Below are 15,279 nucleotides of genomic sequence, written 5' to 3' on the forward strand. Positions count from 1 at the left end.
TTGCCGGTGGCAATGTTGCGGGCGCCATACTCCCAGTACTGCTTGAGGGTCATGGTGAATGGCCCCTGTTTGGGCCAATATTTGATCCCGACGCTATCCCTCCGACCCGGCTTTTATCGCTGGTTTTCGAGACACCGTTCACTTCATCTTCGGTGGTCTGCCAGTAGTTGTAACCGACCAGGCCGCCAGTCAGGCCGTTCTTCAGGCCATAGCCCAATGCCCAATCCATGTGGAACTCCTGTCCAGGATCAGTGCTCGTGTCGCTGTTTCTGGTGTTGAAGTCGTACATGAGCTTGGCAGAGATGTCCAAACCCTCCTTCAGGTAAGAGACGGCCAGAACCGGTTCGAAAGTCCAGATGTTTTTGGAGAGGAGGGTGGTGGCAGGCCGATCCTTATCATAATTGCCGGTGGGCGCCCACATATCCAGGGCAAAAACCGCGTGGAGCTCCGGACTGAAGTGCCAGCCGAGGACCAGGGGGCTGAAGATGATATCGCCAATCCCCTTGTCCCTGGAATCAAAATTGAGTGGGGGGATGGCTGCCGAGTCACTCTTGATGTCGGCACTGTAAAAGGGAATGAAGGCCTGGGCACCCCAACTGGCTCCCAACACTTTATAAGGCTTACGTAGATGAGGCGTGGTACCTCGGCCACCACGTCGGCCTTGAAATTGGCGGGCAGGCCGTTCCCCGAATTGTCCCTGAGGCTGCTTTTCTGGGCCAGGATCAGGTAGTTGACCAGATATACACCGGGGGGAGGAAGTGCCCCCACGGCAAAGTCTTCGACTCCATTGGGGTAGTGCTGTCCACCTCCTGCCCAGCACGGGCCGGCGTACAGCAGGGAAAATAGGGCAAGAAATCTGAGCATGTGGAAGACGTGTTTATATGCTGATGCCATCATTGTAGTCCTCTTGATTGATATTGCGCCTGTTAAATATTGCGTCACGGGTATCTGCAGAGCGGTCTCACGTGGCGATCCGCAGTGTTTCCCTCAGTTGTTCCTTTCGGTCATGCCCGCTCCAGCGCTTGAAAAGGTCATGCTCGATGCCCACCTGGTCCAGGGCCTTGCCGATGCTCTGGTGGATGATGTCCATGATCGACTCGGGCTTGTGGTAGAATGCCGGCATCGGCGGCAGTAGTATTGCCCCGCAATCGGCAGCCCGCGACATGAGATCCAGGTGTCCCTTGTGCAATGGAGTTTCACGCACCATCAGCACCAGCGGTCGCCGCTCCTTGAGGGTGACGTCGGCGGCCCGCACTACCAGGTTATAGGTGAAGGAGTTGGCGATGGAAGAAAGGGTTTTTACCGTGCAGGGGGCGACGATCATGCCCCGGGTGCGGAAGGAACCGCTGGCTACCGAGGCGCCGATGTCGTTGTTGTCGTAGACCACGTCGGCCAGCGATTTGACATCCTCAAGTGTGTACGAGGTTTCGATCTCCAGATTCTTGGCCGCCGCGTCACTGACGATGAGATGGGTTTCCTGCCCCAGGCCTTTCAGCACGCTCAGCATCTCCACCCCGTAGATCACGCCTGTTGCGCCGGTGATTGCCACTACCAATGGAAGGCTCATGATATTGCTCCTTTTTGCATGAATTACCGGCTGGGTCTGGCAATCCGGCAATTCCTATTGCGACGCCTGGACTGAAACCTGGCGCCGCGGTGCTTTTCCGAGGGTTCCTGCTTCCAGGCTGCGGCACAGATGGGCGGCCAGCTGGAAGATTTCGGTGGCGGAGATGATCCCCACCACCACGCCATTTTCGATAACCGGAAACTGGGCTACCCGCAGCTTCTTGCCATAATCCAGGCAATGCTCCATGGTGTCGTCCGCATTGACCGTTGCCGGATTGCGGACCATGATGTCCCTGACCCTGAGCCGGTTGATGAAAAAGCTGACTTCATCCGGATTCTGGGTACGCGTCACATAGTGCCCCATGCGCATCATGTTGTGGCGTGTCACGAGGCCGCGCAGCTGTCCATTATCCACCACCAGCAGCGAATTCAGGTTATTGTCGATAAGCACCCGCTTTGCTTCCGACGCCAGCATGTCGCTGGGAATCGTCAAGGGATCGTTTTGCATCCAATTGCGCACTATCATTGCACACTCTCCTTTTGAGCAGGGTTTGCTCACTGGGCCACTGCCCTTGCCGGCGATCCTTCATACAGTCGTACGAATTCATCGACGGCAGCTCGGGCAAATTCGGATGTATAAAGGTGCAGATCCACCTCTTTGATCCGGTGGGGTTCGGCGACTTTCTCCTTCAGTCGGGCGACAAAGACGGCGTCGGCGATGGGGTCGAAGATGATGCGGCCTTCCATGTCCTGGGATGACCAGCCTTTCAGTGGAATGAGGAAAGTCCACTCGCCCCGGGCCTGGTTGAGGCGATCGGCAATGACGTCGGCGGCCTGGCGCAGTTCCTCGGCGGTTGTACGCACCTGAACCCTCAGTGAGTCCTGCACATACTGGGGCCGGTTCTTCGTCTTCTCAAGCATATCGGCACGGCCGCCATAGGACAGAATGTCCAGGCCGCATGGGGCGAGCACCATGGGAATTCCGGTTTCCACGGCGGCCATCAGCCGGTCGGGGCCGGGGTCCCGGTTGCCCTTGAAGAGGTTTTCGACGATGCCGCCGGTGCAGATGTCCAGTACCCCGTGGAAGGCGCCGGCGCGGATCATATCCTCCATGGCTTTGTCCCCCTTGCCCTGGGCGTGGCAGACGATAGGGGTAAAACCGGCCTCGTTCAGCATGTCCAATGAGGCCTGTACTGCCATTTCACCGAAGCCGAACGAGGAAATGGCAACGCAGGGCTTGTCGAACTGGATGTCGGTCCCCTGGGTCATCTCCACCATGCCGCAGATGGCGCCGACGGCGTTGGTGATCTGGGCCTTGAGCAGCGGGTTCATTTTGACGATGTCCAGCACCGTGTGGTGCATGGTTATGTCGTGGGTACCAACGTATTTGCCAACGTAGACCGGATGCGCCGCCATGGGGGATGCCATAAGCTTGGGAATGCCAAAGGGCACACCTTTCATGACACTGGTACCGACCAGGGAAGAGGTTCCTCCGCCAACGCCAAAAACTCCCTGGACTTTTCCTGCCTTAAGCATGTCACCAACGATGGCGCTGGCGCCCCTGATCTGGTTTTCCATGGCACGGTCCCGATCGGAGCGATAGCATTCCCGCACCGCTTCAATGGTCATGCCGCCGCGTTGGGCGACCTCCTCGCAGGTGATGTCCCCTTTGAACGGCGGTGGTTCTTCCATGCTGAAGTCGAGGAAATAGGCCTTATGCCCCCGCTGCTCGATCAGGTGTTTGACGAAGATAATATCCTCACCCCGAGTATCAAGGTTACAGATGATGACGATACCCTTTTTCTGGGCCATGTTGATGAACCTCCTTGGTATGAGACTGGCAGCCAGTTTCAACGCTTCCCCCCTATGAAATAGGGGGGATTGAGGGGGGTGTGGGAATCATGGGCAAGCAGCCCCCTCGGAGCCGCCTGCCGCTGCATGGTTACTTTTTCTTCACTTCGGGCCGGGTGAGACGCGGGATCATTTCGGCCACTGGGCTCACCCCGCTGAAGCCATACTCGTTCCAGCGGTCGGAAACCTTCTGCAGCACCGCCCGGTCCATGAAGATCTCGTTCGGCTTGTTTTTCCACTCGTAGGGGGTGGTGGCATCCATGATGATGCGGCTGACCACATCGCGCGCCTCGATGGGCAGGCCCGGATCGAGCGGGGTCGAGCGGCCGCGAGTGATGACCTGAACTGAGCGCTTCGGATCAAAGCGGGTGGCCAGCGCCCACCAGACACGGTCCATGTCGTCGGCGGCGATATCATGGTCGACGATGATGATCCCCTTGACGCCGTAATGGCCGGTGGTGCTGCCGTTGATGGCATCGGCCACGTGGTTGGAGTGCCCCGGATACATCTGCTTTACGGAGGCGATGACCCAGAAACGACCGGTGGCCGCAGCCGGAAAGTAGACGCTCTGGATTCCCGGCACCTTCATGGTTTCCAGATCGTGCCACAGCGTAGCCGTGCGGTTGATGGATTGGACCATGTGGGTGTCATTGATCGGCTTGCCGACCGTGGTTGACCAGAAGATCGGCTTGGTGCGATGGATGATCCGTTTCACGCGGATCACCGGTTTCGGATAATCCTTCATCTTGTTGCCCGAGTAATAGCCGGTGTATTCGCCGAACGGCCCTTCCTCCATCAGTTCCTCCGGGTCCATCCACCCTTCGACGATGATCTCGGCGTTGGCCGGCAGGGTCAGTCCGGTAAGATCCGATTTGAAAACTTCGATCGGGCGGCCGCGCAGCGCGCCCCCCACGTCATACTCATCCGTCTGGGCGCTGACCAGGGTTGAGCTGGCCAGGAACAGTATCGGATCGCCCCCCACCACGTAAGCGACGGGCATCTTCTCGCCCCGTTCCTGGTACTTCTTCATGTGGAAATCGCCGTGCTTGCCGCTGATGATCTGTGAGCCAAGGATGTTCTTGCCCAAAATCTGCGAACGATAGGTGCCAAGGTTAGTCCAGCCGGTATCAGGGTCCTGGGTCACCAGGTAACCGGAGGTGCCGAAGAAACGGCCGCCGTCATCGGGATAGAACCAGGGCGCGGGGAAATTTTCCAGATCGACCGCATCTTCCGGAATGATGTTTTCCATTACCGGCGGATTTTTAACGAAGGTAGGCTTGATCATCTGCTTGGTGGTCAGCTCCATCCATTTCCGGGAAAGCTGACACATGGTAAGGGACGGGTCCTGCTCCAGACAGATGGCGATGCGTTCGGGGGTGGTGAAGGCACTGGTGAAGACCGGGATAGTGTGCCCTTTGACATTCTCATAGAGCAATGCCGGACCCTTTTGCTCTTCGTTCACCTTGGATACGTGGGCGAGTTCGAATTTCCAGTCCACTTCGGCCTTGACGCGATGCATGACCCCGTGGGCTTCCAGGGCTGCGATGTAACTGCGGATGTCATTGATGGGTTTTACCTTTGGATTTGTGCTCATACTTCCTCCTGTTCTTGGTTTTTGAAAGCTAATGGCTTCCCATAGTGTTTTCTCAGGTCAGGCGTTTTCCTTCGAGCATGCTGGCCAATATGTAATCCATGGCCGAAGCGCCTCCCTTGACGGCGCCTGGTGGTTGCTGTTTCTGGCTCCAGACCGTTTCCGGTCGCGCCTGCAGAATGAAGATGTTGCCGCCGAAGGGCAGGTCCTTGTCCACTGCCCATTCGATGTCCATGGGGCGGCCATAATGCTTTTCGATCAGCTTGCCCATCCGGGCCAGCTCGGTGATTTCGTCGTCCATGAGCGACTGGACCTTCTGCCGTTCGAAGGGCACCTCTATGGCTCGGGATACCTGGGTCTTCTGGTCGACGGTGTAATAGATGTCCTTCTGGGAGATGGTCCGCTCCAGGATATCCAGGGTGATCTTGTTGACGACGAAGTTGTCGGGGGTCACTTCCCCTGAAACAACCGATTCGCCGAAGCCGTAGTTGGAGTCGATGACAATCACAGAACGGTCGCCGTTGCCCGGGTGCAGGGTGAACATCACCCCTGCGGTAAAAGAGTTGGCCATTTTCTGCACGCCGACGCTAATGGCCACCTGCTCGTCCGCGTACCCTTGGTTGATCCGGTAGGCAATGGCCCGCCCCGTATAGAGGCTGGATATGCAGCGGCGCATGTTGTGCAGAACCTCGTCCGCCCCGCGCACCCAGAGATAGGTATCCTGCTGGCCGGCGAAACTGGCCCCCGGCAGGTCTTCGGCTGTGGCGCTGGAGCGTACTGCCACCGGTACCGCGGGCAAGCAGCTGCGTACTGCCAGCTTGCGGTATTTCTCCGCCACCAGATCTTCAATTTCCGTGGAGAACGGCTGGGCCTCGATCATTTCGCGAATCCCGGCGCTGGCATTCTCCAGTGCATCCATGTCCTGGGAGTCGATACCGGCCAACCGGGATTGCACCTCCTGATCTATGCCTGCATCGGCCATGAAGCGGCGATAGCCCTCGGTGGTGAGTGCAAAGCCGGGAGGCACACGCACTCCGGCATTGATCAGCTCGCCGAGGGAAGAGCATTTGCCGCCGACCAGCGGTACCGAATCCTTCTTGCATTCCTCCAACCAGCAGACCATGGGCAGGTCCTTGTTTGTCGTATTCCCAGACTTCCCCATATTTACTTTCGCCGTGTTAGTCATCATCAAATCTCCTTTCCTCGAAATAACTCAGCGATCGATAGTGACGAGGCCGGTGGAACCATCGACCCGGAGCATCATGCCGGTCTTGATGATTTTCGTCCCGAGCCCGGTACCGACCACCGCCGGCAAGCCGTATTCACGACAGACTATTGCCGCGTGGCTCATGACACCCCCCACATCGGTAACCGCGGCCTTGATTTTGGCAAAGGCCGGCGCCCAGGAAGGCGAAGTGGTTGGAGCAACCAGGATTTCCCCCTCCTGCAACAGGCGAATATCATCCGCATTGCGACAGACACGGGCCTTGCCTTCCACAATGCCGGGGCTGCCGGCGAATCCTTTCAAGGCGGTGATGCTGTCAGGATCGGTGGCGTCCTGCACCTCGGACCAATCGCTGATAGACGAGTTGGTCACCCCCCACAGTACGATGGTGAAAGGCTCCTTTATCACTTCCGGAGCTGTGCCGATGGCCGGCGGTGGACTCCACTCCTGGAATTTCTGCATTACCCCCTTCCGCCAGGCAATTTCCTTCGGCCACACCGCGGTGCCGCGTGGCTTGACTCCGGTTGCCCAGGCGGTGACCATGTCCCATAGTCCCTGCTTGATCTCGTCGCGGCGCATATACCACACATCTTCCACATCCTCGATCATGCCGTGGTCCTTCATGATAGCGGCCACTTCCCGCATCTTTTTCCAGAAGACGGTATGGAACCAGTGCTCCACGTAGAAGAGGTGGTTCTCCACATAGGGGAAGACGGTCTTGGCCGTGCCTAGCAGGTCATCGAAGGTCTTGCGGTCCTCGTCGGAGGTGATGAGGTCGCGGTACTCGGCGGTGATCCGGTCCCGCTCGGCACGCACCTTTTCCACCGGCCGTTCGATGTCCAGGCCCTGCCTGAGCTGACTAATGTAGGTGGCGATCCCGGACAGGGGAATATTCAGGTCGTCGTTCCATGATTTGTCACTGTGCGACCAGCCGGTGCCGGTGGAGACGTGGAACCATGGATAACGGGCTTCTTCCAGGGCCGCGAGCCATTCCTTTCCCTTCGGGTTTTTCTTCAGCTCCGCCTCGGCATCCGTCCACTCCGTGCGCGAAGTCAGGATCTGGTCAATCCCCAGCTGGACGGCTTTCTTCGCCAGCTTCTTCAATTCATCATCGGACCGGTACATGAGCACGTCGACACCGGCAATCATCTGGGTGACCCGTTGCAACGGAATGCTCGGGAAAAGCTTCTGCACGAAATCCAGGAAGAAGACATAAGCGGCATAGCCAGGTTGAGGAACTCAAAGTGGTACTGCCAGCACTGGATACCGAGATTGATCAGCTCGTCATAGGCCTTGAGCAGGTGAAAGCCCTTGGATTCGCCGACCCCGTCGGTTACCACGCTGAGATCCTCCAGATCAGGGAGGCGGGGGATCGGCAGTTCCTCGATTTCCTTGATAATCGCCTTCATCTTTACTTCCCACTTGGCTTCCAGCTCAGCCCAATTCTTGTAGTAGTAGCCGGCGCGCTCCATGAAGTTCGGGACACGCTTGCCGATTTCCTCCGGGTCCATGACCGGCACCGGCGAAATATAGACGTAGCCGTTGATGATCCGATGGTCGACGCCGCGCACCGGCGGCACCTGAAAGATGCGGTTGTTGTACTGGGACAGCCCCAGGTACCAAGCCTCATCCCAGATGGTGTCGAAAGGATAGATCGCTTCCGGATAGTGGAGTCCGTCATAGAACCAGAACGCCTGCTCTTCGTAAGCTTTCCGTTCCGGGTCGTCAGTGACGAACTTGTACTGGTACGGATACATCCTTTCCCAACCTTCTGTCCCGGGAATGTCTTTCACATCGTGTGGCTTTGGAAACTTCATCGCGTGTCTCCCCCCGTTGTCGTGTAGTTTAGTGGTTCGGAACGACAAATTTGATAATGCACAAACCAACGTTCTATAAATCAGGTGTTGCCTCATGAGCTCTGAGTACCGGTAGGCATTTTCAGTTAAAAGAGCACCGAATATGCCAAACAGTGTTTTGTCACAATGAAAGCATCGTCCTGCTGTACGAGCTGCCTGGGCTAATTGTTTGTTTAATAAGGATATTGGACGATTCATAAGGCCGATAAATTAATCTGCAGAGGCATTTTTGTGAATGGTCCTGCTTGTTTGGCCTTCCGTTGACAGTTGACCATTTTGTAAATTTTCCCGGTGGCGAGCAGGGGTGTTGGACATTTTTGTCGACTTCACTGACGGTGACAAAGTTGGGGGAGATTAAGGAAAAAAGTGGGTAATGGTCGATAAACAGTGGCATCAGAGGGGAGTCAGTTTTGGGCCGGACTGTATAAACAATAAACTACAGGGATCCGATTTTGCCGGCAGCAATTGTTTTGTCCCTTGCATGAAAATAAAGCGAATGTTACTATAACTATGTTTTACGAATTAGCAGATATAACTCCTATTGCCGTTGAGAATTGAATCTGCAGTCCAGGGTGATATCGGGCTGCATGCTGTTTTCATGCACCTTTTGCCAAACGTTGCTGGTATGACAATGTTATAAATAATGTTGAAAAGAATGGTATCTGGCGGCTACCGGCAGATGGAGAGGTGACAATTATGACCAAGCAGCGGCGTACCGGCAAGTCCGACTGCAAGTCAAAGGACGGAGACCTGCGTGCACGAGTCCATTTCTGCATGGAGTCCGGCCACATCTGGCTCCACGAACATCGCATGCTCCTGGTCCATGCCGAGGCGCAGGCTACGCTCCGCAGGGAGTTGATCGAAACGCTGGGTATGGAGCGCGTACAGGGATTGCTTACCCGCATGGGTTATGCGGCGGGTATGCACGATGCAGAACTTGCCCGGACCCGCTTCGAGGGTGCAAGCGACATGGAACTGTTCATGACCGGCCCGAAGCTGCATATGCTGGAAGGGGAAGTAAAAGTGACACCGGTAAAGGTCGAATTCGATCGTGCCGCGGGAAGCTTCTATGGCGAGTTTCTTTGGGAAAACTCGTGGGAAGGCCAATGGCACAAACGTCATTTCGGCACCAATGGAGAGCCTGTCTGCTGGAGTCAGATCGGTTATGCCTGCGGCTATTCCACAGCCTTCATGGGGCGGCCGATCTTGTATAAGGAAGTTGAATGTGTCGGCATGGGAAAGAATAATTGCCGCATTATCGGCAAGCCGATTGATGAATGGGAAGATGCGACCGACTACATGCGTCTTTTCAACCGGGAGTCCATTGCCGAACAGTTGATGGACCTGCAAACCCAGGTGGTGCAACTCCGTTCGGCCATAAACAAAAAGGAAAAGCTTCCCTCAGACATCGTCGGCAATTCAGAAATCTTTTGCACCGCATATGAGTTGCTCCAGCAGGCGGCCAAGAGCCAGATCACGGTGCTGCTCCTTGGAGAAACCGGTGTCGGCAAGGAAGTATTCGCTCGCAGTTTGCACAATAGCGGTGCCCGCTGCAAAGAATCTTTCATTGCCATCAACTGTGCGGCCATTCCCCACGACCTGGTGGAATCGGAGCTGTTCGGAGTGGAAAAGGGTGCCTATACCGGCGCCATGACTGCCCGTGCCGGCCGCTTCGAGCGGGCAAACGGCGGCACACTGTTTCTCGATGAAATCGGCGACCTGCCTTTTTCGGCGCAGGCCAAGCTCTTGCGCGTGCTGCAGGAAGGGGAAATCGAACGGATTGGCGATCACAAAACCCGCAAGGTCGATGTGAGGCTGGTGGCGGCTACCAACGTGGACCTGAGACAGCTGGTCAAGGAAGGCAGATTCCGTTCCGATTTGTATTACCGCCTCAATGCTTTCCAGATCAACATCCCTCCGCTCAGGGAGCGTAAGGAGGACATCCCGCTGCTGGCCAAACGGTTTCTGGAGAAGTATTCGGCGATCCACGGCAAAAAACTGCGGGGCTTCACCGATAAGGCCAAGCGGGCGCTTCTTGCCTACCACTGGCCGGGAAACATCCGTGAAATGCAGAACATGATCGAACGTGGCGTTATTCTCGCCCCAAGCGGCACCCGCATCGAGTTGGAACAGATGTTTTCGGCAAGCGGCGAAGAACAAGGCCTGGAGATCGGTCTTGATAACAACGGCTCCCTTGGGGCCAATGGTTGGGATTACGGCAAAGATCTTTGTGAGGCGGTTTTTAATGGTGTCATGACACTGGACCAGGTGGAGGCGATGCTCATTGAAACCGCAGTGGCTAAAAGCAGTGGCAACCTTGCTTCGGCTGCCAGAAAACTTGGTTTGACCAGGCGCCAGCTTGCATACAGATTGGGAAATCTCCGCGAAAATGAACCTACTGAGCCGGCAATCCCTCTTCCCCGCGAACAGCGGGTAAAGCAGTCCGAAACAGCCGGCTGAATGGAATCCTCCGAACAAGCAACCGGGCTTGTTTGAGGTCGATGGGGTAAATCTCCCGGGAAGACTATTTATAGAATATATGAATTGCATTCTTCGCAGACATAAGCTGCCGGTTGCCCTGTTTTTAATCTCAATCGGGGCGGTCGCCGCTCTGCTCCTGATTCAGCATGCGAACCGGGACGTGCGTGCCGAGGCGCGCGTCCGTTTCATCGAGCAGTACAACCGCCAGCAATCCCTGATGGCCGAACTGGCTTCCCACACCCTGGAAGAGCTGTTCGCCACCTACCATCGCAACCTTGACCTGGTGGTCAATCTGTTTGAAGGGAAAGCAGTTACCAGGCACCGCGTGGAGGAGGTCAAGGGCAGTCTGAAAAAAATCTACAGTTCCCTGGCCAACACTCCGGTCATCGAGATGGTGATCTTCGACAGCAAGGGGATAGCAATCACCATAGAACCCTATGACACGTATACCATAGGGCGCAGTTACGCCTGGCGCGATTATTATCACTGGGCCAGGGAAATGGGCCGGCCGGGACAGATGTACCTGTCTCCTTATGCCCGCCTGCAAGGGGGAATGCAGCGCGGGAAGAAAGCATTGATTGTAGCGGAAGGGATTTACGGCCCGGGCGAAAAATTCCTCGGTGTCGTTATCTGCGCCATAGATTTTGAAGTCCTGGCAAAAAAACATATCCTGCCCATCCATATTGGTAAAGAGGGCCACGCATGGCTGGCTGACATCAGCAACAGGACCATGCTCGTCGGCCCCAGCGGACGCTTGGTTGGTCTCAGTTTTGAAGAAGCCTTCCTCCCGCGCTGGCCGCGGCTATATCAGCTTCTGCTTTCCATGGAAAATGGCCAGCCGGGAAGCGACTGGTATGACTATCTGGATCCCGGCACCTACCAGCATCAGGTACGGAAGATCGGCAGCTACCATCCCATCCGTATAGAGAACCGCCTCTGGGCACTGGGCATATCCACTCCCGAGCACGAGGTGGAAGAGCTGCTGTCCACTTTCCTTCACCGTCAGGAACTTTTTGCCAACACACTGCTGGTCACGGTCTTGGGGGTGGCGACTTTGCTTCTGGGGTTCCTCATCAACTGGAACCGTGTGTTGTCGGCTCAGGTTCAAAACCACACCCGCGCTCTCAGTGAGGCACACACCAGGCTGGAGTCCACTTTTGATGAACTGCTGGTGGCAAAGAAGGTTGCGGCGGTGGGGCAGCTTGCCCTTGGTCTGTCCCATGAGATCCGCAACCCACTGTCGGCCATTCAGATGAACATGCAGATGATCAGGAAAAAAATTGACCTGGCTGGTACCTTGCGGGAGAATTTTGCCATCGTCGATGGGGAGATCCAGCGGCTTAACCGACTGCTCAAGGACGTCATGGACTTTGCCCGTCCCAGATCCCTGAACCTGCAAAATACCGAGCTCAAGGAAATCATCAGCAGACTGATGCAGCTGTTGTCCCAGCGCCTGGAGGAACAGCTGATCAGGACAACGGTCCGCACCGAGTCTCCCATTCAACTTGTTTGTGATCCGGAGCAGATCCATCAGGTACTACTGAACCTGATTCTCAATGCCATGGAAGCTATGAACGAAATGCCAGGAGAAAGGCATCTCACCATCTTCGCCCGCAGTGCAGACGGAATGGCCTTGGTCACGGTAAGTGACACCGGGGGAGGTATCCCCCAGGGCAAGCTGGAACAGCTTTTCGATCCATTTTATACCACCAGAGCTTCCGGCGGTGGACTGGGCCTTTCCATAGTACAGACCATCGTTCTGCGTCACGGCGGGTCGGTAGCGGTGGAGAGCCAGCCGGGTCAGGGCGCCACATTTACCGTGGCCCTGCCCCTGAAAGGACCTGCAGGAACAGGAGATATGAGCCAATGAAAACGATTCTGATCGCCGATGACGATAAAGCCATCCGCCGCACACTGGAGCTGCATCTTACGGAGGTTGGCTACAGGGTGGTCACGGCCGCCAACGGTGCCGATGCGGTTGACTTGGCCCTGGCGGACACCGCCATCGGGCACAACATCGATCTGATGCTGCTGGACCTGCGCCTGACCGGAATGGACGGTTTCGAGGTGCTGACCCTGGTCAAGGAAAAGAAGCCCTTCCTGCCGATCATCATGATCACCGCCTACGATGAAATGCAGACGGCCATCAAGGCCATTCGCCTGGGAGCCATCGATCACCTGGGCAAACCGGTGGATCTGGACCACCTGGACGAGGTCATCGACAAGATCTTCGAAATGAGCGCCCTGTCCCGCACCGGTGTCACCTTCAGCGATTCCTTCGACCCCCATTTCGAGCAGAACATCATGGTTGGTCGTACCCGGGCCATGAAAGAGGTCTATAAGACCATCGGCGCCGTGGCTGACTCCAGGGCGACAGTTCTTATCCAGGGGGAGAGCGGCACCGGCAAGGAGATGGTTGCCCGCGCCATCCATTTCAACAGCCAGTTCCGCAATCGGCCGTTTATCGCCGTTGCCTGTTCAGCCCTGTCCCCGACTATTCTGGAAAGCGAACTGTTCGGCCACGAAAAAGGCGCTTTTACCGGTGCTATCCGTACCAAGCCCGGCAAGTTCGAACTGGCCCAGGGGGGGACCCTGTTTCTTGACGAGATATCGGAAATCAGTCCGGAAATACAGGTGAAGCTTCTCCGTTTCATACAGGAAAGGGAATTCGAGCGGGTCGGCGGCATCGAGACGATCAAGGCGGATGTGCGCATAGTTGCCGCTACCAATAAGAATCTGTCGACTCTGGTGGCAAGCGGCATGTTCCGTAATGATCTCTATTACCGGCTCAAGGTAGTTTCCATAGACCTCCCTCCCCTGAGGGAGCGGAAAGAGGATATTCCCATTCTGGTCAAGTTCCTTCTGGAAAAGCTGCACCATGAGACCGGCAAGGGGGTGGAGATCATTCCCCAGGAAACCATGAACAAAATTCTGGAACACTCCTGGCCCGGTAACGTGCGGGAGCTGGAAAATACCCTGCGGCGTGCCGTCATCCTTTCCCATGGCAACATGCTCTTGCCCGAAACGCTGCACCTGGAAGAGGGCTGCGAGAGCCAGGAACGCTTTCCCCTGCTGCTGAAACCCCTCCACGAGGTGGAGCGGGAACATATCCAGAACGTGCTCTGTTATGTGCGCAACGAAAAGAAGCGTGCCGCGGAGATCCTCGGTATTTCCCGGCCTACCCTTGATCGCCGTATCAAGGAATACGGACTTGAGGAGGAAGATAAACCGTGATTGCACCTGTGGATAGCTGAAATTATAATAAAACGAAGTTATCCTTTTTCCATGCTTTCCCCGTTTACCCGTCATGACAGCTGTTATAAAGCCTTTTAGCTTTGCCTTACCCATTGCCTTAGTTTTATCTCGCCTCCGCAGCCCGTTCAATTTTTTACCTTATCGATCATAATTTTACATGTGCGTATCTTTTTTTATCCAAATGATAAAATGACAATATAGTCAAACGAATAGTTTTATAAATACAACATGCTGAATTTAAAACAAAAAGATAACATTTAACATCATGTTGAAGTGGCTGGATCATATTTTGCAAAACATTATTTTGTAAATCAGCCGGCTGACCACTGTACTTCTGATGCCGGCTTTATCAACCGATGTGATGCGGAGGCTTCAAGATGGAAAAAACTTTACTGGTTATCAATCTGGGTTCGACGTCGACCAAGATAGCAGTGAGCAAATCGGAAGATATGCTGTTTACCGAGTCGGTCCCCCATACAGCAGAAGAGCTGAAAAAGTACCCACGGATCATTGACCAGTACGAATTGCGGGAACGGACGGTTCTTGACGTGCTGGCCGAAAAAAAGGTGGCGCTGGAGCAGCTGGACGGCATCGCCAGCCGGGGGGGCAACATGAAGCCGATTCCCGGCGGCATCTATGAAATCTGCCCGGCCATGATCGATGACATGAAAAGCGGCAAATATGGCCAGCATCCCAATATGTGCGGCGGTATTGTGGCCCACCAGCTGGGGAAGAAGCTGAATATTCCGGCGCTCACCGTCGATCCGCCGACGGTGGATGAATTGTGCGTCTCTGCAACCTATTCCGGAATCCCGCTGATCAGGAGGCAAAGCAGCTTTCATGCATTGAACCAGAAGGCGACGGCAAGAAAGATAGCTGCGCAGCTGGGAAGGAAATATGAAGATGTGAACCTGATCGTTGCCCATCTGGGAGGGGGAATATCCGTAGGCGCCCATCGCCGGGGCAAGGTGGTGGATGTGAACAACGCCCTGGACGGCGACGGACCTTTTTCGCCGGAGCGGGCCGGAACACTGCCGGCGGGGGATCTGGTCAAGCTTTGTTACAGCGGTGAATATTCCCTGGAGCAAGTTTTGCGGCTCGTTCAGGGGGGAGGGGGCCTTATGGCCTATCTGGGGACCACCAGCGGCCTGGAGATCGAAAAGCGCATAACCGAGGGAGATGCCGTTGCCGCCGAGGTATTCGAGGCCATGGCCTACCAGGTGGCGAAGGAAATCGGCGCCTGCGCCGCTGTTCTTGAAGGACAGGTGGATGCAATCGCCCTCACCGGAAGCCTGGCCTACTCGGAGCGATTGGTAGAAAGCCTGAAACGGAAGGTTTCCTTCATCGCCCAAGTCCGGCTGGATCCCGGGGAAAATGAAATGGCAGCCCTGGCTGCAGGCGCGATGCGCTATTTCAAGGGCACCGAACAGCTTTCAATTTACTGAGAGGAGAGG

At 55.8% G+C, this 15,279-nt stretch carries 12 protein-coding genes; 4 read left to right on the forward strand and 8 right to left on the reverse strand.

The genetic code is table 11. The annotated features are described in order from the left end of the window. Positions 1 to 49: 49 nt before the first annotated feature. The 8 genes from JCM15764_RS23170 to JCM15764_RS29715 all read right to left on the reverse strand — a co-directional run bounded on the left by JCM15764_RS23170 (position 50) and on the right by JCM15764_RS29715 (position 8,050). Positions 50 to 610, reverse strand: a complete 561-nt coding sequence (locus JCM15764_RS23170) for a SphA family protein (protein WP_243688813.1) — start codon at positions 608 to 610, stop codon at positions 50 to 52. 351 nt (positions 611 to 961) lie between these two features. Further along, positions 962 to 1,567, reverse strand: a complete 606-nt coding sequence (locus JCM15764_RS11410; RefSeq protein ID WP_054695737.1) for a UbiX family flavin prenyltransferase — start codon at positions 1,565 to 1,567, stop codon at positions 962 to 964. A gap of 54 nt (positions 1,568 to 1,621) precedes the next feature. Continuing rightward, complete coding sequence (locus JCM15764_RS11415) at positions 1,622 to 2,092, reverse strand: CBS domain-containing protein (protein WP_054695740.1); 471 nt, start codon at positions 2,090 to 2,092, stop codon at positions 1,622 to 1,624. 29 nt (positions 2,093 to 2,121) lie between these two features. Continuing rightward, a complete protein-coding gene (locus JCM15764_RS11420; protein ID WP_243688814.1) occupies positions 2,122 to 3,420 on the reverse strand; it encodes a Tm-1-like ATP-binding domain-containing protein in 1,299 nt (432 codons plus the stop codon). Between the two features lie 88 nt (positions 3,421 to 3,508). Next, complete coding sequence (gene ppcB, locus JCM15764_RS11425; protein WP_054695745.1) at positions 3,509 to 5,011, reverse strand: phenylphosphate carboxylase subunit beta; 1,503 nt, start codon at positions 5,009 to 5,011, stop codon at positions 3,509 to 3,511. A 52-nt stretch (positions 5,012 to 5,063) separates the two neighbouring features. Then, entirely contained in the window at positions 5,064 to 6,197 is a 1,134-nt protein-coding gene (locus JCM15764_RS11430) for a PEP/pyruvate-binding domain-containing protein (RefSeq protein ID WP_243688815.1), read from the reverse strand. 24 nt (positions 6,198 to 6,221) lie between these two features. Beyond that, complete coding sequence (locus tag JCM15764_RS11435) at positions 6,222 to 7,427, reverse strand: PEP-utilizing enzyme (protein WP_243688816.1); 1,206 nt, start codon at positions 7,425 to 7,427, stop codon at positions 6,222 to 6,224. Beyond that, positions 7,379 to 8,050, reverse strand: coding sequence for a hypothetical protein (locus JCM15764_RS29715; protein ID WP_243688817.1), 672 nt, complete (start codon positions 8,048 to 8,050; stop codon positions 7,379 to 7,381). The genes JCM15764_RS11435 and JCM15764_RS29715 overlap by 49 nt, the downstream gene beginning before the upstream one ends. 735 nt (positions 8,051 to 8,785) lie before the next feature. Here JCM15764_RS29715 and JCM15764_RS11440 point away from each other — a divergent pair. From JCM15764_RS11440 to buk, 4 genes are all read left to right on the forward strand, one after another. Continuing rightward, positions 8,786 to 10,549: a sigma-54-dependent Fis family transcriptional regulator gene (locus tag JCM15764_RS11440; protein ID WP_054695749.1), complete on the forward strand. Its 1,764-nt coding sequence runs from the start codon at positions 8,786 to 8,788 to the stop codon at positions 10,547 to 10,549. A 79-nt stretch (positions 10,550 to 10,628) separates the two neighbouring features. Next, positions 10,629 to 12,440, forward strand: a complete 1,812-nt coding sequence (locus tag JCM15764_RS11445; RefSeq protein ID WP_054695753.1) for a sensor histidine kinase — start codon at positions 10,629 to 10,631, stop codon at positions 12,438 to 12,440. Then, positions 12,437 to 13,804 carry a sigma-54-dependent transcriptional regulator gene (locus tag JCM15764_RS11450; RefSeq protein WP_054695756.1) on the forward strand — a complete coding sequence of 456 codons (1,368 nt, stop codon included), beginning with the start codon at positions 12,437 to 12,439 and terminating at the stop codon, positions 13,802 to 13,804. Before JCM15764_RS11445 ends, JCM15764_RS11450 begins: the two co-directional genes overlap by 4 nt. Before the next feature lie 398 nt (positions 13,805 to 14,202). Next, a complete protein-coding gene (buk, locus tag JCM15764_RS11455) occupies positions 14,203 to 15,270 on the forward strand; it encodes a butyrate kinase (protein ID WP_054695760.1) in 1,068 nt (355 codons plus the stop codon). Positions 15,271 to 15,279 lie beyond the last annotated feature (9 nt).

Source organism: Geotalea toluenoxydans JCM 15764, assembly GCF_001311985.1.
Taxonomy (GTDB): Bacteria; Desulfobacterota; Desulfuromonadia; order Geobacterales; family Geobacteraceae; genus Geotalea; species Geotalea toluenoxydans.